At 70.4% G+C, this 19,799-nt stretch carries 13 protein-coding genes and 3 pseudogenes; 6 read left to right on the top strand and 10 right to left on the bottom strand.

Annotated elements, in window-relative coordinates:
• Positions 1-209: 209 nt before the first annotated feature.
• Together ACFU5K_RS23710 and ACFU5K_RS23705 are read right to left on the bottom strand one after the other, a co-directional pair.
• Complete coding sequence (locus tag ACFU5K_RS23710; protein ID WP_384065010.1) at positions 210-4,094, bottom strand: S8 family serine peptidase; 3,885 nt, start codon at positions 4,092-4,094, stop codon at positions 210-212.
• Positions 4,095-4,170: 76 nt separating this feature from the next.
• On the bottom strand, positions 4,171-6,429 hold the full coding sequence (locus tag ACFU5K_RS23705) for a M4 family metallopeptidase (protein WP_384065008.1): 2,259 nt from the start codon (positions 6,427-6,429) through the stop codon (positions 4,171-4,173).
• A 765-nt stretch (positions 6,430-7,194) separates the two neighbouring features.
• On the opposite strand from ACFU5K_RS23705, the gene ACFU5K_RS23700 reads away from it, so the two are divergent.
• Complete coding sequence (locus tag ACFU5K_RS23700; RefSeq protein WP_384065006.1) at positions 7,195-7,743, top strand: GNAT family N-acetyltransferase; 549 nt, start codon at positions 7,195-7,197, stop codon at positions 7,741-7,743.
• A gap of 59 nt (positions 7,744-7,802) precedes the next feature.
• Here the strand turns inward: ACFU5K_RS23700 and ACFU5K_RS23695 are convergent.
• The 8 genes and pseudogenes from ACFU5K_RS23695 to ACFU5K_RS23660 form a co-directional block, all read right to left on the bottom strand.
• Positions 7,803-8,083 (bottom strand): annotated as a pseudogene (locus tag ACFU5K_RS23695) (universal stress protein); the annotation flags it as partial.
• Between the two features lie 158 nt (positions 8,084-8,241).
• Positions 8,242-8,649: a PPOX class F420-dependent oxidoreductase gene (locus ACFU5K_RS23690; RefSeq protein ID WP_384065004.1), complete on the bottom strand. Its 408-nt coding sequence runs from the start codon at positions 8,647-8,649 to the stop codon at positions 8,242-8,244.
• 276 nt (positions 8,650-8,925) lie between these two features.
• Positions 8,926-11,310 carry an ATP-binding cassette domain-containing protein gene (locus tag ACFU5K_RS23685; RefSeq protein WP_384065002.1) on the bottom strand — a complete coding sequence of 795 codons (2,385 nt, stop codon included), beginning with the start codon at positions 11,308-11,310 and terminating at the stop codon, positions 8,926-8,928.
• A gap of 203 nt (positions 11,311-11,513) precedes the next feature.
• On the bottom strand, positions 11,514-11,930 hold the full coding sequence (locus tag ACFU5K_RS23680) for a VOC family protein (protein ID WP_384065000.1): 417 nt from the start codon (positions 11,928-11,930) through the stop codon (positions 11,514-11,516).
• Between the two features lie 10 nt (positions 11,931-11,940).
• Positions 11,941-12,195: pseudogene (locus ACFU5K_RS23675) on the bottom strand (helix-turn-helix domain-containing protein); the annotation flags it as partial.
• On the bottom strand, positions 12,135-12,671 hold the full coding sequence (locus tag ACFU5K_RS23670; protein ID WP_384064998.1) for a hypothetical protein: 537 nt from the start codon (positions 12,669-12,671) through the stop codon (positions 12,135-12,137). The gene ACFU5K_RS23670 and the pseudogene ACFU5K_RS23675, both read right to left, overlap by 61 nt.
• Positions 12,668-13,957, bottom strand: coding sequence for an ATP-grasp domain-containing protein (locus ACFU5K_RS23665; RefSeq protein ID WP_384064996.1), 1,290 nt, complete (start codon positions 13,955-13,957; stop codon positions 12,668-12,670). The genes ACFU5K_RS23670 and ACFU5K_RS23665 overlap by 4 nt, the downstream gene beginning before the upstream one ends.
• A 317-nt stretch (positions 13,958-14,274) precedes the next feature.
• A complete protein-coding gene (locus ACFU5K_RS23660; protein ID WP_384064995.1) occupies positions 14,275-14,724 on the bottom strand; it encodes a DUF5709 domain-containing protein in 450 nt (149 codons plus the stop codon).
• Between the two features lie 386 nt (positions 14,725-15,110).
• On the opposite strand from ACFU5K_RS23660, the gene ACFU5K_RS23655 reads away from it, so the two are divergent.
• The 5 genes and pseudogenes from ACFU5K_RS23655 to ACFU5K_RS23635 form a co-directional block, all read left to right on the top strand.
• Positions 15,111-16,907 carry a diacylglycerol kinase family protein gene (locus ACFU5K_RS23655; RefSeq protein ID WP_384064993.1) on the top strand — a complete coding sequence of 599 codons (1,797 nt, stop codon included), beginning with the start codon at positions 15,111-15,113 and terminating at the stop codon, positions 16,905-16,907.
• Position 16,908: 1 nt separating this feature from the next.
• Entirely contained in the window at positions 16,909-17,862 is a 954-nt protein-coding gene (locus ACFU5K_RS23650; RefSeq protein WP_384064991.1) for a YihY/virulence factor BrkB family protein, read from the top strand.
• On the top strand, positions 17,863-18,717 hold the full coding sequence (locus ACFU5K_RS23645) for a phosphatase PAP2 family protein (protein ID WP_384064989.1): 855 nt from the start codon (positions 17,863-17,865) through the stop codon (positions 18,715-18,717).
• Positions 18,718-18,819: 102 nt separating this feature from the next.
• Positions 18,820-19,446 carry an alpha-ketoglutarate-dependent dioxygenase AlkB gene (locus ACFU5K_RS23640; RefSeq protein ID WP_384064987.1) on the top strand — a complete coding sequence of 209 codons (627 nt, stop codon included), beginning with the start codon at positions 18,820-18,822 and terminating at the stop codon, positions 19,444-19,446.
• A 17-nt stretch (positions 19,447-19,463) separates the two neighbouring features.
• A pseudogene (locus tag ACFU5K_RS23635) lies at positions 19,464-19,655 on the top strand (hypothetical protein); the annotation flags it as partial.
• Between the last annotated feature and the right edge of the window lie 144 nt (positions 19,656-19,799).

Below are 19,799 nucleotides of genomic sequence, written 5' to 3'. Positions count from 1 at the left end.
GATGCGGCGCATCGCAAGGCGGAGGAGAGCTCGCAAACTGGCCGCATTCGAGTGTTTTGACAACGCGGCGAGGCGCCGTAGCTGTCGTCGCGCGCCCGCCAGGGACTGCGGGACAGCCCTCGATGCCGGCCGGGTGATCCCGCCGGGGGTCTTGGGCGCCGCCGGACGACGCGGCGGGGCGGCTCACGTCACCGGTGGCTGCCGGCGACTCACTTGGGGCCGCGCTGCAGGAACGCGCGGACCACGGTCTGCTGGACACTGTTGCCGGCCATGTCCGTTGCGGTCACCCGCAGTGTCACGTATGCGTCGCCGTGTACCCACGACGGCCGCTGCAGGTTGGCGATGAACTGCCCGCGGTTGCCGCGTCGCGCCGCGTGCACCGTCGTCCAGTTCTTCCCGTCCTCGTAGGACGCCTCGACCTTCAGTCTCACCCATCGCGGGGCGGTCATCCCGTCCTGCATGCGGACGTTGAAGCCAATCTTGTGGGAACGCGCCCGGTCCACCGCGTTCGTGGCGTCGACCGGTACGTCGTAGTCGAGCTGGAGCAGCGGCAGCGCGGTCGGGCGGGCCGCGGTGTCGGAGCGGAACGTCCACGACGTGTGCGTGTCGGTGGCGAAGTGCCAGTCGTCCGATTCGCGTGCCGTCGTCAGATCCAGTTTGTATGTGGCCTTGCCCGGGGGCACCTCCAAGTTGCCCCAGGCGCCGTTGGTGGACGCGGCGATCTGCTTGCCATTGCGGTACAGCACCGATTCGGCGGTGTCGGGCACCGTGTCGATCCCGCTCTTGTTGGCCGTGGCCGCGCCTGCGCCGCCCACACCGCCGACACCGCCGCCGAAGGCCGGCAGCTCGGCGAACGACCAGTGTCCGCTGCCGGAGTCGGTGAACTCCGGCACGTACACCGACAGGGTGTCGCCGTTGCGAACCGACTTCATGGAGAAGCCCCGCGGGATCGAGGGGCGGACCACCGCTCCGAACCATCGCTCCGTGGCCTGCTGGCCGGGCCGGTAGGTGTGCGGGGAGTCCTGCGACCCGGCGCTCAGGGCGTAGTCGGGATTCCGGACGACGCTGTGGTGCACCGTGTGGCGCCACAGCGTGTCCGCGTCACTGCTTACGTACTCGATGCGTTGCTGACCCACCGGCACGTAGCGGCTGTACTGGTTCCAAGCGGTGTCCTGATATTCGCGCCATCCGAACCGTTGCTCGCTCGCCCACGTCGAGGCGCCGGTGCGGGTGTAGGTGGCACGGACCTGTGCGGTGTTGCGATCCGAGACGGTGTAGACCATCCGCTGGGGGATGCCCCCCTTCGAGACCGGCATCACGTCGTACAGATACGGGCTGCGAACCGTGCCGGAGAACTCCAGCGTCGTGGTGCCCTTCTTGATCCGATCCAGCAGTGGGCCCCCGTACTTCCAGCTGGTCCTCATCGACGGCAGTTCCAGGCGGTCACCGTCCGGTTGCCACCGGGTCCAGGCGGCGCCTCCGGCCGGCTCCCAGGCGAAGAGCACCGCCTTCGCACCCGCCTCGGCAGCGAGCCGCGAGAACCCGGCGTAGTCGCCCGTGGGCCAGTTGTATCGGGCCACGGCCAGCTTGCCGCGCACGTTGCGGAGATCGGGCTCGGTCACGGACCCGGCGTCCACGGCGGTGAGCCGTGCGCCCTTGTCCCCGAAGACCGGGGAGAACGGCTCGTAGTAGGGGGTGAATCCCTGCGAGCTGCCGGAGATCTTCGCCCGCAGTTGCGGGGCCGTCATCTGCCAGCGCGTGGTGTACTCGAAGGCACCGTCGGTGACCGGAGCCGTGGGGCTGACGTAGAGATGATTGACGGTGTCGAAGTAGAGGGCGCCCTGAATCAGACCGCGACCGTCGATCTGGCGGTACAGCATGGTGCTGATGACGCCGTGCTGTTCGGCGGGTCGCGGGGTGCGGATCTTCACCTCCGTGACATCGGCGGCGTTCAGCGTCACCGTCGTGTCCTTGGTGACCTTGACCTCGGGTACGACGACGTCACCCACCTGGTCACCGTCCGGCGTCTGTTCGTAGAAACCGGTGTTGAGGTAGTACGTCCCTTCCTCCACGACGGCGACCGCATTGTCCCTGTCGGCGTACGGCGTCCAGCCGGCGGGGCTCCAGATGTTGGGCAGTGCGCCCGGTACGACCTTGCCGTTGCGGTCCCGGACGACCACGGTCAGCCGGTGCTGCGGGGCGTGCACCACGAGGGAGACCGTGGTGTGCGCCACCACGTCGCCGGCCGCGGACTTCGCGGTGACGTATCCGTAGAAGTTGCCCCGGACGGCGTGCGTCGCGTCCACGCTCAGCGGCACGTCTGCGGTGGCGCCGGCGGCCAGTTGCACGGTGCTGGTGCCCAGGCTGACCACTCCGGGCGGGAGTGCTCTGCCGGTGTCGGTTGCCAGGCCGGCGGTCAGGGAGAGGGTGAGCGGCTGATCGCCTGTGTTGGTGTAGTGAACGGTGGCGGTCTGCTGCCGCCCGGCCGCGCCACCGATGTACAGCGGGTTGAGGGTGACGGAGCCGGTGGCCCTGACCGAGCCCATGGCCGTGGCGAGATCGATGCGACCGCCACCCTGCTCGGTCACCTTGGTGCCAGGGACCAGGTGGGCGGTGCTGGTCAGTGCGTCCTTGAGCTGCTGCGCCTGCCAGTCGGGGTGCTGCTGGGCCAGCAGGGCTGCGGCGCCGGCGACGTGCGGGGTGGCCATGGAGGTCCCGGACATCGAGACGTAGTTGGCGTCGACCGGGTCGCCCAGGGTGGTGCCGGCCGCGCGGGCGGCGACGATGCCGACGCCGGGGGCCGTCACGTCGGGTTTGACCGCCCCGTCACCGAAGCGCGGGCCACGGCTGGAGAAGGGGGCGAGGGAATCGTCACGGTCGACGGCCCCCACGGTAAGCGCGGAGTCTGCCGCGCCCGGCGTGCCGACGGTGGACGTTCCCGGGCCGTCGTTGCCGGCCGCGACGACGAAGAGTGCTCCGGTGGAGGCGGTCAGGGTGTTGACGGCCTCGCTCAGCGGGTCGGTGCCGTCGGTCTCGATGGACGCACCGAGACTCATGTTGACGACCTTGGCGTGCTCGTCGGTCGCCCACTCCATGCCGGCGATGATGCCCGACTCGTCGCCGTAGCCGTTGCCGTCCAGCACCTTGCCGATCAGCAGGTCGGCCTTGGGAGCGACACCGCGTCGGGTCCCGCTGGACGCGCCGCCGCTGCCGCCGACGATCGAGGCGACGTGCGTGCCGTGCCCGAACTGGTCACCGGTGTTCCCGCTGCCGGAGAAGTCCTTGGCCTGCGTGATGCGCCCGGCGAGGTCGGGATGGCCGGCGTCAACGCCGCTGTCCAGCACGGCCACCTTGACGCCCTGGCCCTCGAAGCCCGCCTTCCACGCGGTGGGGGCGTTGATTTGCGCGGTACTGCGGTCGAGCAGCGCCTTCACCTTGCCGTCCAGTGAGATCCGCGGGGTGACTGCCGAGCGGGTGGCGTCCGACGATCCGCCCCGGTTCAGGGTCTTCCAGAACGTGCCCAGGTCGTCGTCGGCGATCCGCAGCGATCGCGCGTGGATGCTCTCCAGGTCGCGAAAGGGGGTCGCGGCCGCCTTGAGTGCCACGAGCCGGTCGGCCGTGGCCGTGGCGGCCTTCGACGCCCGCGCCGTGACTCTGGCCCCGGCGCGCGTCGGCACCGGCTGGGAGGAGACGATCAGTGGCAGCGCGGAGGTGTGGGCCTCGTCGTAGCCATCGGCGATCAGGGCCGTCACATCGAAGAGGCGTCGGTCCAGGGTTCCTGCGGACACCAGCCCTTGGGCGTCGAACGGCATCACGGTCAGTGCCTTGTCGTCCCCCTCCAGCGTCCGGAACGGGATGTGCTCGCGTCCGGGGCCGGGCTGCACCGACGCGGTGTGCCGGCCGCCGGGGAGCGTCGTCACGGTCACCCTGTCGCCGGTCACCAGCCGCACGGTCGCGGAGTGGGCCGCGGGCGCGGCGCTGGGAAGGGCGGCGGTCCCGGTGCGGTCCGGCTGCGCCGCCAACGCGGCCGGGACGATTCCGGCAACTAGTATCAATCCTGTCGACATCGCCGCCATCAGGCGGATTCTAGACATCAGTGAGTACCTCTCGTATGGCTGGGGTGGTCGGGCTGCGATCACGAGCGCCGTCCGGCTGGCAAGGGGGCACCGCTCAGAAGGTGAGCTTCCAGCTGTTGATGTGGCCGCTGTCGTGGCGGTACGCGTCCTGGACCTTCAGCTTCCAAGTGCCGCTGGCGGTCTCGCTGGAGGCGTCGACGGTGTAGGTGGCGATGACATTGGCCGCCGAGTCGAAGCCGTTGGACTTCTTCAGGTGGTAGAGGCTGCCGTCGGGGGCGACCAGGTCGACGACCAGGTCACCGCGGTAGGGGTGCACGATGTTGACGCCGACCGCCAGGGTGCTCGGCGCGTTACCCGCCCGACCGGGGACCTTGACAGAGGAGTACACGGCCGCGCCGGCGTCCGGCACCTGCACGTCGGTGGTGTTGGCGAAGACGTTGCCGCCGACGGTGGAGACCCCCCAGCCGAAAGTCGCCGAGCCGGCAACCTTGAAGGAGTCCTTGACCTTGACCGTCACGGTGCTGAGGCCGACGGCGGTCGGCGTGCCGGAGATCAGGCCCGTGGTAGCGTTGATCAACAGACCCGCTGGCAAGCCGGTGGCGGAGTACGTCAGCGCTCCCGGGTTGTTGCTGTCGGCCTGGACCTGGAGGCTCACGGGGGTCTTGACGACCGTGTTCTGGTCCGCCGGCCTGGTGACCTTGACGCGGGCGACGACCCCGATGGCGGCCCAGGTGTCGGCGACCGTGTTGTAGGTGGCGCTGCCGGCCCCCCAGAGGTCGGCGGCGGCCTGCAGGGTCTGGGTACGGGCGTCTGAGTAGTCGGTGGTCGAGGTGAAGCGCTCGCTCAGGGCCTTGTACCAGAGCTTGGTGGCGTTCTCCCGGCCGATTCCGGGCACCGCCACGCCGTCGGCGGTGGGGCTGTTGTAGCTGACGCCGTTGATCACCTTCGCCCCGCTGCCCTCGGACAGCAGGTAGAAGAAGTGGTTCGCAGGGCCGGATGAGTAGTGCACGTCCAGATTGCCGAGGCCGGGCGACCAGTTGTCCGGCGAAAGGCCGTCGCGCGAGGGCTTGTCGAGGTAGCGCAGCGGGGTGCCGTCACCGTAGAGATCGCTCTTCTCGCCGATGAGATAGTCGCCGACGTCGGTCGCGTTGTTGGCGTAGAACTCGACCGCCGTGCCGAAGATGTCCGAGGTCGCCTCGTTCAGGCCGCCGGACTCACCCCCGTACACCAGATTCGCGGTGGCGGTGGTGAGGCCGTGACTCATCTCGTGGCCGGCCACGTCGAGCGAGGTCAGCGGGTGCTTGTCGCCGTCACCGTCGCCGTACGTCATGCAGAAGCAGCCGTCGTCCCAGAAGGCGTTGTTGTAGGCGACGCCGTAGTGGGTGCGGGAGTAGGCAGCGGCACCGTCGTTGCGGATTCCGTTTCGGCCCATCACGTTCTTGTAGAAGTCCCAGGTGACCTGGGCGCCGTAGGCTGCGTCCACACCGGCGGTCTCGGCGTTGGACGGCGAGCCGTCGCCCCAGGTGTCGGTGGAGTTGGTGAACAGCGTGCCGGTACCCGAGTCGCCGTGGCTCAGGTCATACGTTCTGTGACCGCCACGGGTGCTGTCGGTCAGGCTGTACGTCGAGCCCGACAGCGTGGTCCCCAAGGTGACCTTGCCGCTGTACTCACTGTTGCCGACGCCGGTCTCGATCCCCTGATACTCGAACAGCTTGGCGCCGGTCTTCCCGTCCGAGATGACGTGCAGCCTGCTCGGGGTGCCGTCGTCCTGCAAGCCACCGACAACGGACTCCCAGGCCAGGACCGGGGCTCCGGACGCCGCCCAGACCACCTTGCGGGAGCTGGTTACCGTCGGGCTGGTGGCCCCTTCGGCCTTTGCCCGGCCGATGGCGAGGGCCCTCGCCGAAGCGGCGGAACGGGTCACGGTGGTGCTCGGAACGCTGATGCGCGCCTCGGTGGCCTTGTCGACCCCTTTCGAGGTCCCGTCGGCAGCCGTGTGCACGACCAGGTCGCCACCGAGGACCGGGAGGCCCGCGAAGGTGCGCTCGTAGCGGGTGTGCACGGATCCATCGGCGTCCTTGAGGACAGACTTGGGGACCAACTGTTCCCGTGCGCCCAGGTGCAGCGACCGGGCGGTTGCCGCCCGGCCCGTCAGAGCCGCTCCGAGGAGCCTCGCCTGCTCTGCGGCCGAGAGCTGGACGGGCAGTGCGCCTGCCCGGGGCTGGACCCTGACCGCACTGGCGTGCGCCTGGGCCGTACCGGCCATCGCGGTGCCGGACGAAGCGGTGACAGCGAGCACCGTTGCGCCGGCTATCAGCGCGCCTGCGACAGACTTGCGGGGGGATCGTCTCACTTGGACTCCTTCTGCGGTGGCCTGGGTGGCGACCGGCGAGCAGCTCGGGTAGGGGCGTTCGGCGCTGCCCGGTTGAAACTGACGGTGTGTACAGGCCATACGTGGCCGCTGTGGAGGCGATTACTGCGCTGTGAAAAACGAGGGGTACGGCTGGAGGTGAAGCCCTCCGCAAGGATTGGCTAACAGTGTCTTAAGCGTCACTAGTACCGGGTGTCGAACCTGCGACATGTCTCATCAGCGACACGCGCCGCCTCGCCCGCCGGGCCGGCCGCCATCCGCTCTCCGAGGCGATCCGCACCACCACCTCTCATGGCCGTTGCCCTCGTCCGGCCTGGTCTGATGCCACGTGCGTGCTCTCCGCAATGCCGGATGCCCTGCTGAGCAACGCCCCGGCCGACAGGACAGAAATCCCAGAACCACGGCACCCGTACCGGCCACTGACGTGGCGCGCCGCACCGTCCCGTCGCTGGATTACCCGATCCCGCATTTCAGGCAGACCCCGGCGGACGTCGGCCGGGACAAATACCGTCACCGAATGTCGTGATCCCACAACTTGCCTACTTCGAAGCAAAGTTGAGGCCGGAATTACGCAGGGCTTCGCGGTCCTGTCACGGGATAGGCACGCAGGCGACGGTCTCAGCGGGGTGGTGCGATGGCCTGCCCGAAGCAACGTGCCCTCGGACGGGTGTTCAACGAGGTGCCGGAGCTCCACTCCCGGGTTCTGAGCCGGGAAGGGTGTCGTGGGCGTGCGATAGGTTGCCCGCCATGACTGCACTTGGGCCCACCGCCTGGCCGCCCGCCCCGAGAAGGACGGAGCGGCTCGTACTCCGCGCGTCGGAGGCCCGGGACCGTGTGGCGTTCATCGAGCTGTTCGCCTCACCGGAGGTCGGCACGTATATCGGTGGCCCTCGGAGCCGTGACGAGCTCGAACGCGCGGTGCCCGCGGTGCCCGGCAGGCGCCCTGGTCTCTTCGTGATCGATCTCGACGGAGCCATGATCGGCATGATCACGTTCGACCGTCGGGACACGCAGCGCCGGGGCCACGTCCGCCCGGGCGCCGGGGAGGCCGAGCTCGGCTACATGTTCCTTCCGGAGGCGTGGGGACACGGCTACGCCACCGAGGCGTGCACGGCAGCGCTCGACTGGTTCGCCGGGTCCCTTCCCGGCGAGCCGGTGGTGCTCTCCACACAGAGCGCCAACGGCCGTGCGATGCGCCTCGCGGCGAGACTGGGCTTCACCGAGGTGGAGCGGTTCGAGGAGTACGGCGCCGAGCAGTGGTCCGGTGTGTGGTCCCCGGCCACGCCCACGCATTGAGGCGACCCGCTCTCTCCGCCCGCGAGGACCCCCGCGGCGGGCAGCTCGGCGAGACCGCCGATGTCAGCCGGTACTGAGCCGAGGCTGCGCCCGGCGAGCGAGCGTAGCCCACGGTTGCCGACGACCAGGAGGCCGGCCGAACTCTCCCGGGCGATCCTCACGAGCGCGGCGACCGGTTCGTCCTGCGCCAAGGTCAACTCGGGCCCGCGCGCATGGGCAGGTACGCACAGGCGATGACGAGGTCGGCCTCGCACACGGCGGCGAGCCGGGCCGCCCCCTCGAGCGCCGCGAACGAAGATTCCGATCAGTCCGTGCCGACCATGACAGGCCGATAGACCATCGGAACAACTCCCTGACCACAAAGTGAACTTACCTCGCAATGAGGTAGAGCGAAGCCGACCCGCCTGACAAGAGGGCAGCACCTGCGACACGGCGCGACGACCCTCGCGGGCAGTCCCGCCCTGTCGCGGCCGTCCCGTCGCGGGGTCGCCGATGGCGTCAGATCGAGCCGACGACCTTGCGCGGGGTGATGCGGACGACAACCCGCTCGGCATCCTCCTGCGACATCGTGTTGAAGTCGGCGTAAGCCTTGCCCGTGTACTTCCGGGAGAGCACGTCGATCAGTTCCTGCCCGCCCTCGGTGGTCAGCACGGCCTCCCCGCGCACCTCGGCGTAGGTGTAGGGCGCGTTCGGCGGATTGATCATCACGCTGACCCGGGGGTCGGCGCGCAGGTTCTTCTCCTTGCGGCGGCCGACTGTCGTGGACACCAGCAGGTCGTCCCCGTCGCGGCCGAGCCAGGTGACCGACAGCTGTGGGCTGCCGTCCGGCTGGACCGTGGCCAGGGTCGCGAAAACAGGGGTGTCGTCGATGAGCTTCTTGAGGTCGTCTGAGAGTCCGGCGGACACGGGGCGGATTCCTTTCCTCGGCTGACTGCTGTCCCCATACCGACTGCCCGCCACGGAGGGATAAGCAACAGGCAGCCTGCGAACTCACTGATCCCCCGGCAAATCTCCGGCGCTCCGGGGCGACGCCACGGGGCCGGAGTGTCCCGGCGCGGGACGGACACCCGCGTGGGGGAGGTGACCCGGAGGGTCGAGGCAGCGGGTTCCGCCTCGATACCGGGGGTCCGCGACCCGGCGGTCACGGACCCCACGACACGTCGTGCCCGGCGACCCGGCCCGTCAGGCGCCCACGTAGGCCGCGAGGTGCTCGCCGGTCAGAGTGGAGCGGTCGGCGACCAGGTCGGCCGGTGTGCCCTCGAAGACGATCCGGCCGCCGTCGTGTCCGGCCCCGGGACCGAGGTCGATGATCCAGTCGGCGTGGGCCATCACCGTCTGGTGGTGCTCGACCACGACGACCGACTTCCCCGAGTCGACGAGCCGGTCGAGGAGCCCGAGCAGCTGCTCGACGTCGGCGAGGTGCAGGCCGGTGGTCGGCTCGTCCAGGACGAACACGCCCCCCTTGTCACCCATGTGGGTAGCCAGCTTGAGCCGCTGACGCTCACCACCGGACAGCGTGGTGAGCGGCTGGCCGAGACGGAGGTAGCCGAGCCCGACGTCGGCGAGCCTGCCGAGGATGCGGTGCGCGGCAGGCGTGTGGGCGTCCCCCGAGCCGAAGAAGTCGGCCGCCTCGGCGACCGACATCGCGAGTACCTCGCTGATGTCGCGTCCGCCGAGGTGGTATTCGAGCACCGACGCCTGGAACCGCTTGCCCTCGCACTCCTCGCAGACGGTGGCCACGCCGGCCATCATCGCGAGGTCGGTGTAGGTGACGCCGGCCCCGTTGCACGTGGGGCAGGCACCCTCCGAGTTGGCGCTGAACAGCGCCGGCTTGACGCCGTTGACCTTGGCGAACGCCTTGCGGATCGGGTCCAGGAGCCCGGTGTACGTCGCCGGGTTGCTCCGCCTCGATCCCTTGATCGGACTCTGGTCGACGGACACGACGTCCTCGCCGGCCGGGATCGACCCGTGCACGAGGGAGCTCTTGCCGGAGCCGGCCACACCCGTGACGACGACGAGCACCCCCAGGGGGATGTCGACGTCGACGTCCTGGAGGTTGTGCGCCGTCGCGCCGCGGATCTCCAGCGCGCCGGTGGGCTTGCGCACCGTCTCCTTGAGGACGGACCGGTCGTCGAAGTGTCGGCCGGTGACGGTGTCTCCGGCGCGCAGCTCCTCGACGGTGCCTTCGAAACAGATGGTGCCGCCCTCCGTCCCGGCGCCGGGACCGAGGTCGACGACGTGATCGGCGATCGCGATCGTCTCGGGCTTGTGCTCCACGACGAGGACCGTGTTGCCCTTGTCCCTCAGCCGCAGGAGCAGGTTGTTCATCCGCTGGATGTCGTGGGGGTGCAGTCCGATGGTGGGTTCGTCGAAGACGTAGGTGACGTCGGTGAGCGAGGACCCGAGGTGGCGGATCATCTTGACGCGCTGCGCCTCGCCGCCCGACAGCGTGCCTGCCGGCCGGTCGAGCGAAAGGTAGCCGAGCCCGATCTCCACGAAGGAGTCGAGGGACCGGCTGAGCGCGGTGAGCAGCGGAGCGACCGACGGGTCGTCCAGGCCGCGGACCCACTCCGCCAGGTCGCTGATCTGCATCGCGCACGCGTCGGCGATGCTGATCCGCCCGATCTTCGACGACCGGGCACCCTCGCTGAGCCGTGTCCCGTCGCACTCCGGGCAGGTGGTGAAAGTGACCGCCCTCTCCACGAACGCCCGGATGTGCGGCTGCATCGCTTCCTTGTCCTTGGACAGGAACGACTTCTGGATCTTGGGGATGAGACCCTCGTAGGTGAGGTTGACCCCTTCGACCTTCACCTTGACCGGTTCGTGGTGAAGGAAGTCGTGCATCTCCTTCTTCGTGAACTCACGGATCGGCTTGTCCGGGTCGAGGAGGCCGGACTCGGCGTAGACCCGCACGGTCCAGAAGCTGTCCGACTTCCAGCCTGGGATGGTGAAGGCACCGTCGGCGAGCGACTTCGAGTCGTCGTAGAGCTGGCTCAGGTCGATGTCGGAGACCGAGCCTCTGCCCTCGCAGCGCGTGCACATGCCGCCGGTGCGGTTGAAGGTCGCCTTCACGGCCTTCTTCGACCCGCGTTCCACGGTGATCGCACCGCTCGCCCGGACCGACGGGACGTTGAAGGCGTAGGCGCTGGGCGGCCCGATGTGGGGCTTGCCGAGCCGGCTGAAGAGGATGCGCAGCATCGCGTTGGAGTCCGTCGCGGTGCCGACCGTGGAGCGGGGGTCGGCTCCCATCCGCTGCTGGTCGACGGTGATCGCGGTCGTGAGCCCTTCCAGCACGTCGACCTCGGGGCGTCCGAGGGTCGGCATGAATCCCTGTACGAAGGCGCTGTAGGTCTCGTTGATCAGCCGCTGCGACTCGGCGGCGATGGTGCCGAACACCAGAGAGCTCTTGCCCGATCCGGAGACGCCGGTGAACACCGTCAGCCGTCGCTTCGGAATGTCGACGCTGACGTCCTGGAGGTTGTTCACCCGCGCACCGTGCACGCGGATCACATCGTGGCTGTCGGCGGCGTCCAGCTCGGGCGTACGCGTGCCCGTCCTCGTGGCCATGCTCTTCCTGTCTCCATCCGTCACGCGGAGCCGTGGCGCCGGTCTCCGCAGGCATTGCCGCGTCCCCGGTGCGAGACCCGCACCGGGGACGCTACGTCCGATTCCGCGCGTCCCCTTCCCGGGACAGCCGGAGCGTGCACGAGGGACGCCCCGGAGCGTTCAGGCCCGGCAGCGTAGCGCGCGCTCCGCGGCGGGGCCAGGAATCACTGTTTGCGGGGCTGGTTGAAGCGCAGCATGTTGCCCGCGGGGTCGCGGAAGGCGCAGTCGCGGACGCCGTAGGGCTGGTCGATCGGTTCCTGGAGTACGTCGGCGCCGGCGGCGCGGATCCGCTCGAAGGTGGCGTCGACGTCGTCGGTGCTGAAGATGACACCGCGCAGCAGACCCTTGGCCAGGAGTTCCGCCATGACCTTCTTGTCGGCGGCCGACGCGTTGGGGTCCGCGAGCGGCGGCTCAAGGACGATCTCGACGCCCGGCTGCGTCGTCGGGCCGACGGTCACCCAGCGCATTCCCTCGAATCCGACGTCGTTGCGCACCTCCAGGCCGAGAACGTCCCGGTAGAAGGCGAGTGCCTTGTCGTGGTCGTCGACGGCGATGAAACACTGCGAGAGCTTGATGTCCATGCGTTTCACGCTACGGGCGGCTGTCGGGTTTTGCTTCTCCATTCCTGACCGGTCGTGTGTGGATCCTGGCGACGCAGGCCGGGATGGCGGCGCCGTCGTCGTGGTCGCGGGCCCGGTAGGCGCTGGGGCTCTCACCGACGAGCTCGGTGAAGCGGGAGCTGAACGACCCCAGCGATGTACAGCCGACCGCGAAGCAGACGTCCGTCACCGACAGGTCGCCCCGCCGGAGCAGCGCCTTGGCCCGCTCTCCACGTGCGGGAAGCAGACGGTGGCCGCTCCGCGGTCCGCCGCCATCGCCTCGGCCCTGTCCAGCAGGGCGGCGAGGTCCTCCTCGGTGGCGCCGGCGGAGGCGAGCGTCCGGGTGCGGCCCAGATGCCGCCCGCCGCAGACGAGGGAGGGCAGCAGACTGTCCGGGTCGCCCCCGGCGACCTCGCGCAGCACGGTGGCCGCCTCGGGAACATCCCGCTCCAGGGCGCGCCTCAGCATCGCGTCCGGCCGGGCGAGGAGCCAGGCCACGGACGTGTCGGCCCAGGCGGTCACCAGCCCGGCGACCGGGACGCCGCCCCGTTCGCGTACCAGGAAGTCCATCGCCGTACCGGAGTTGTGCTCCTGCACGGTGAGCCACCGCGGGGTCTGGAAGAAGTCCTCGGCCCCCAGCAGCGAGTCCCAGCCCGCCGCCGTGAGCCCGGCCGCGTCCGCGACCGCCCGCACACCGTCCTGGCCCTCGGTGTACGGGCTCACCGGAGGTCTTCCTCGACGACGAAGTCCAGCAGGGCGGCGGCCTTGTCCGCCAGCTCCTGGGCGGCGACCCGGTCGGGGCCGTTGCAGTAGGTGAAGCCCACGCAGGAGGAGTTGTCCATGCGCTGGAGCAGGTGGTCGCCCTTCTCGACGTGCAGCAGCACCTGGACGTTCTCCACGGCCTCCGCCGCCTCCAGCCCGTCGATGCGGGCCAGTGTTCCGCGCCGGGCCGGGTAGATCATGCGGACGGCCGCGCCACCGCGGTGGACGACCGGCTCGATCGGAGGGGTGACTCCGATGGTGAGCAGCCAGGCGTCCAGGATGGGGCTGCGGCCGGTGACATCGGTGACCAGCATCGTCATGCAGCTCGACGGCGTACGGGGGTTGGCCTCGATGATCCGCCAGCCGGACTCGGTGCGCCGGACCTCGGTGTGGCAGGGGCCGTGGCGGTAACCGATCATCTCCAGGGTCGTGCGGACCACGTGGTATAGCTCGTCGCGCTCGTCGTCGGGCAGCGGCACCGGGAAGGTGTGCCCGCACTCGATGTAGGCGGGGTCGCCGAACAGGTCCTTGGACGTCACGCCGAAGACATGGGTGTGCCCGTCCACGGTCATCGTCTCGACGCTGACCTCCTCACCCTCGACGTACTGCTCCAGGAGCACGTCGCCGCTGCGGGGCTGGCCGCGCAGACTGTGCCGGACGGTGGAGAGTTCCTCCCACGCCGCGACCAGGCCGGCCATGTCGTCGACCCTGCGGACGCCGTAACTGATCGCCTCCGCCGGGGGTTTGGCGATCATGGGGAAACCGAGCCGGCGGGCGGCCTCGTCGAGCTGCCCCCGGTGGCCGACCAGGACGTGCGGGATGTTGAACGGCTCGTCGCCGAGCGCGATGCGCAGGTGGTCCTTGATGTTGGCCGTGCGCACGGCGGCCGGGTCGGGACCGGGCAGCCCGAGGCGGCGGGCGGCCAGGGCCGCGAGTTCGGTGTGGTAGTCGGAGAACGACGTGATGCCGTCCACCAGAGGCGCCCCGTCCTCGCCGGTGACGACGGCGAGCACCGCGTCGAGGTCCGTGGTGTCGACGTCGACCACCCGGTCCACGATGGCCAGCGGGTGGGTGTCCCAGTCGTGACCATGGGTGTACCAGGACCGGTCACCCGTCAGCAGCCACACTTCGAGGCCGTGTTCCTGGGCCTGCTTCAGGCCCAGGACGAACGGGTGGTTCTGCATGTGCTCGACGATCGCGATCCGCTTTCCGGCGAACCGCGCGTAGTCGGCCAGAGGTGTTGTCATCGGACGCCTCCCGTGTGGGTGATGTGCAATCGACCGGTTCCGGGTTCTCGAGGATCAGTTGAACCGCCTGCGGGCCGGCCGTGCCATCCATCGGGCGGCAGGACGCATAGGCGGCGGGCGAGGCGCATAGGAGGCCCAGAGGCCCGCGCGTACGCCGGCGGGCCGGACCCGGAACGCGTCGCGGCACGGACGAAAAAAAATGGCCTTCGCCCCGGCCCCTGCCCCACTCGCCGGTCCTCCCGGGGGCCCGTGAACCCTCCGCACACGACGGAGGCGGTACCGGACAGGCCCGGTACCGCCTCCGAGTGCTCCGCGGCTCAGATACCGCGATCGTCGTCCTGGATGTGCACCGCCGCCTCCTCCGCGGAGGCGGCGCCTCCGTCGATGCCCACGTCACGGCCCATCACCCTGTTGTTGCGCAACTGGTCCGCCTCGTCGGCTTCGGCGACGCGTCCCGCACGCTCGTCTCCCGCGTCGTCCTCCTCAGGACCGTTGTCCTCGGGCCCGTCCTCCAGGACCGGGTCCGGCTCCGGTTCCTCCTGCGAGAGGCGCAGGTCGAGGGACTCGCCCTCCCGCTGCTCCTCGTCGGTCATGCCGTACTTCGTCACGCCCAGGGGCTTCTCGGGCGGTGAGTAGCCCGTGTCCAGCACGTCGTCGAGGTCGGGCTCGTCGAGCACGTTCTCCGGATCGAGCTCGTCCGTCGGCCGGTTGTCCGCATCGGACCCGTCCGGCTGATAGACGTCGTCACCGCGTCCTTCGTCCGACATCCGGTCGCTCCTTTCCTTGAGGTATGCCGTGTCCGCCGTAGCCCGTAGCCGGGTCGTGCGGCGTCGCTGCTCTCCTGCCCACGTGAGGACGAGTCATTGATCCGTCCTTCACGGACGGCCACCCGCCTCCCGGGCGGCCCCTCACGGCAGCCGGGACGACAGAAGGCCTGGTCAGCCCCATGGAGGCCGTGACCCCTCGGCCCCGGCAGCTTATGACCGATCCCGGGACGGTGCGACCGGGGGCCTGGGCGCCGGTCCCGCGGGGGCGGCGGAGCGGACTGACACGGAACGACAGGTCTCAAGAGGCCGGGAGCGGGCAGACGCGCAGACGCCGGGTTCCAGCCCCGCACCCACTCGCCCACGGGGCACCGAACGACGGGAACGACATGCCGACCGACATACCGGAGAGACCCACAGCCCTCGTGGACGCCCACGCAGCCGCCGTGTCCCCGTATCCCGCCGACAGCGCCGTGGTCCCGCCGTCCCGGCAGGGACGTGCCGGTGCCGTGAGCCCGCCACGGACTCCGGAGACCGCCGGGGGGAACGGCCGGGCCGTGGGGATCATCGCCTCGATGGCGGTCTGCCAGGCCGCCCTGATGGTGGGTCTCGGCCTCCTGATCACCGGGCCGGCCGCCGAGGTATGGCCGCTTACGGCCGAGGACGGGGTGACCGACGGCCTGGAGCGTGTCCGCACCTCGACGCTGGACACGGTGTCCCTCGTCGTGTCCGAGGCCGGGAACACGGCCACGGTCGTCATCGGCACCCTCATCAGCTGCCTCGTCCTCCTCCTGGTGCCCCGGCTGCCCAGGTGGCGCGACGCGATTTTCCTGGCCGTCGGTGTCTCGCTCCAGTCCCTGGTCTTCCTGGCCATCACCGAAGCGGTGGACCGCGACCGCCCGGATGTCGAACGCCTCGACGCCTCACCGCCGACGTCGAGCTACACCTCGGGACACACCGGCGCCGCGACGGCGCTCTACGCCGGTCTCGCCGTGCTCGTCCTGCACCGCGTCAAGGGCCCCTGGCGCAAGGTCCTCGCGGCTGTGCTGCTGCTCGTGCCCCTGCTGGTCGGCCTCGCCCGGATGTACCGGGGGATGCACCACCCCACGGACGTCGCGGGTGGTCTCCTCAACGGTGGGCTGTCCCTCCTGATCGTCGGCCGCGCCCTGCTGACCGGCCCGCACATCCCCGCGCCGGCACCTGCCGGCGAAGCGCCGGCCGCGCCCCGCACGGACCTGCCCGAGCGGGCCGCCGGCCGCACCGCCGTCGTCTTCAATCCCACGGTCACCGACGACGAGGCCTGCGCCGCCCTGCGGCAGGTCCTCGAGGAGCACGGCCACCACGGGGCCGCATTCGTGCCGACCACCGCCGAGGACCCCGGCGAGGGGCAGACGGCCGACGCGGTCCGGGACGGCGCGACGCTCGTCGTGGTCTGCGGCGGCGACGGCACGATCCGTGCGGCGGCCGAGGCGCTCGCCGGCACGGACGTACCGCTTGTCGTGGTGCCGTGCGGGACGGGCAACCTCCTGGCCCGCAACCTGGGCCTGCCGGTCAAGCCGGCGGAGGCGCTGGCCGTCGCGCTCGGCGGCGCTCCGCGCCGGATCGACCTCGGTCTGATCGAGGGCGACGGGCTGGCCCCCACTCACTTCACCGTGATGTCCGGGGCGGGTCTCGACGCCGCGATGCTGGAGGGCACCAGCGACCGCGCCAAGGCCGTCATCGGATGGCCCGCCTACGTGATGGCGGGTCTGCGCGAGCTGCGCGCGCCCCGGATGCGTCTCACGGTCTCCGTCGACGGGGCCAAACCCCTGCGGCGCAGCGCCCGGATGGTGCTCATCGCCAACACCGGCAAGGTGCAGGGCGGGACGGCCCTGGTGCCGGACGCCCGGCCCGACGACGGCCTGCTCGACCTGCTGATCCTCGACCCGCGCGGACCGGCGGGCTGGCTGAGCGCCGCCGGCTCGCTCCTGCGTCCCCACCCGCACGCGAAGTCCGGCGCGGGCGGCCCGCATGCCGCAGGGTCGCACCGGTCCGTGGAGTACTTCACCTTCCGCCGCGCCGAGATCCGCTTCGACGCACCGCAGCCCCGCGAGCTGGACGGCGACCCGGTCGGTTCCGGCCGGCACCTCACCGCCCAGGTCAGGCCCGGCGCGCTGACCGTGCTCATGCCCGCCCGGGGGGAGTGACATGGGTACCGCCACCAGGGTCCCGCAGACCCGCGACATGATCGGCAGTGAACTCTCCGGTGACGAGGCGCTGGCCACCCTCCGGCGCTACGGCCGCTGGCCGCTGCTGCGTGACTCCTTCGTCCGCTTCCGGTACGCGGACGGCTTCAGCCACTCCCGGGCGCTCGCCCTGCAGACCGTGCTGGCCGTGGTCCCGCTCGTCATCGCCTTCGTGGGGCTGTCCACCGCCCTGCACACGGAGAACCTGGGCAGGGTGGCGGAACTGACGATCCACCGCATCACGGCGGGGCCCAGCGCGGAGGTGGTGGACGACGCGCTCGACCGCAGCCGGCGCCACGCCGACGACGGGGCCCAGCTGGCTCTCTGGTTCGGACTGGTCTTCTCCCTCACCAACACGACGACCGCCATGTGCCAGATCGAGCGCGGCGCCAACCGGATATACGGGGTCGAGCGGGACCGGGTCTTCCACCGGAAGTACCTGCGAGGACTGGTGATGTCCCTTACCGCCGGCATCCCCCTCGGCATCGGCTTCGTCGCCATGGTGGCGGGCGGTGACCTGGTGGCCGCCGTCGTGGACGTCTACGACCTCGAGGAGGGATCCCGGTCCGCCTGGGACCTGCTGCGCTGGCCCGCCGGGGTGCTGCTCGTCCTCCTCTCCGCGAGCGCGATATTCCGCCGCTCACCGAGGCGCCGGCAGCCCGGCTACACGTGGCTCGCCTTCGGCGCGGCCGTGTACCTGGTCCTGTGGACCACGCTGACGTGGCTCCTGAGCCTCTACCTCTCGGTCAGCGGTTCCTTCGACACCGTGTACGGCCCGCTGACGGCGTTCATGTCGCTGCTGCTGTGGGCCTATCTCACCTCCATCGCCCTCTTCCTCGGCCTTTCCTTCGCCGCCCAGCTCGAGGCGGTGCGGGCCAAGCGCCCCGGCCCCGTAGAACCCGATCCAGGAGCCTGAATGACTGTCCGACCCACTGCACCGGCCCTACGGCGGACCCGACGTGAAGCCGACCGGAGGTTCGGCGTCCGGCTGTTCGGCTCCGTCGCCGTCGGAGCCGTCGCGGCGGTCCTGTTCGGCCTCCTGCTGGTCCTCGTGGAGAGCGGGTGGCACCCGCTCCGGCGTCTCGACGCGGGCGCGGCCCGGTGGCTGAACCGGACCGCCCTGGACCATCCCGCCTGGACAGGCACACTGCGCTTCTTCTCGGACGTGGTCTGGGATCCGGTGACCCTGAGGGCCGCGGTCGCGGTGCTCACGCTGTGGCTGGTGTACCGCCGCGCGTGGCGGCTCGCCGCGTGGTCCGCCGTCACGGCCGTCGCCGGAGGGCTGACGGGGCTGCTGACGAAGACCGTGGTCGAGCGGGCGAGGCCTGTCCTCCCGGATCCGGTGGCGCACGCCCCGGGCTTCTCGTTCCCCTCCGGGCACGCTATGACGGCCACGACCTCGTTCGCGATCCTGCTGCTCGTCCTGCTTCCCATGGTGCGCAAGGGCCTGCGCCCCCTGTGCTGGGCCGTGGCAGCGGTCTCGGTGCTCGGTGTCGGATTCACCCGTGTCGCTCTGGGCGTCCACTGGTTCAGCGACGTGGTCGGCGGCTGGATGCTCGGGCTGGCGGTGGTCGCGCTGACCGGCTGGTCCTTCGAGGCGTGGCGTTCGGACGCGGGTCTCGGCCGGACCGAGATGGCCGAGGGCCTGGAGCCTGAGCTGAGCGGGGACGGTCCCGGATCGTCGGACCCCGAGGCACCCGGTCCGGACTCGCCCGGTCCCGGGCCGTCGGATGCGGAGACATCCGGTCAGGGTCCGGCAGGCCCCCGGTAGACGGCCGACGGAAACGCATCCGGTGGGCCGATCCCGACTCTCCCGGTGCGGCCCTTCGCGATAAAGGAACACCTGTTCTAATTCCCCGCTAGACTGGCTCCCATGTCCCTTTCTCTCCAGGGTTCGCTGTTCGACCAGGCCCACAGCCCGGGGCTCGGTCCGCTCACCGGGCTGCACAGGACGGTCCTGGGCGACGGGGCCTGGATCGATCTGCTGCCGGGCTGGCTGAGCGGCGCCGACGACCTCTTCGGCGAGCTCATGGCCGACGTGCCCTGGCAGGCCGAGCGCCGGCAGATGTACGACCGGATGGTCGACGTGCCGCGACTGCTCGCCCACTACCGCGAGGGCGACGCGCTGCCGAACCCTGTCCTGGCCGTCGCCCGCGAGGCGCTGTCCTCCCACTACGCCGACGAGCTGGGCGAGCCCTTCACCACGGCGGGGCTGTGCTATTACCGGGACGGCCGCGACAGCGTCGCCTGGCACGGCGACCTGAGTGGGCGCAGCAGGTACGAGGACACGATGGTGGCGATCCTCTCCCTCGGCGCACCGCGCGATCTGCTCCTGCGCCCCGTCGGCGGTGGAGAGGTCGTGCGCCGGCCGCTGGGACACGGTGACCTGATCGTCATGGGCGGGTCGTGCCAGCGCACCTGGCAGCACGCCATCCCCAAGACCGCGCAGGCCAAGGGCCCGCGGATCAGCGTGCAGTACCGCACCCGCGGGGTGCGCTGAGGCAGTCCGGCGGGGGAAGCCGGGGTGGCACGTCGGGTGGCGTCGCCCGAGGCCGCCGCCCCGACTGGGACGTGCGGGTCGAGACGCGGACCGTACTGACCTCGGACGAGGATGCCTTTCACGTGGACGCGACGCTGGACGGTTACGAGGCCGGCCGAAGGGTCTTCTCCCGTACCTGGAACGAGCGCATCCCGAGGGAGAACGTCTGACCCCGCGCGGGGTCCACGCATGGAGGGCGGCCCCCCGGTGGCCGGGGGCCCCCCACCAAGGGTGTCCGTCCACAAGCGTATGCGTGGGCGCGGGCTCTTATAAACATCAAAGAGCCCACCAGACCAAACCGGAGCGCGTATTCC

The organism is Streptomyces sp. NPDC057428 (assembly GCF_042803195.1).
Classification (GTDB): Bacteria; Actinomycetota; Actinomycetes; order Streptomycetales; family Streptomycetaceae; genus Streptomyces.
This window is presented reverse-complemented; position numbering and strand designations above follow the sequence as displayed.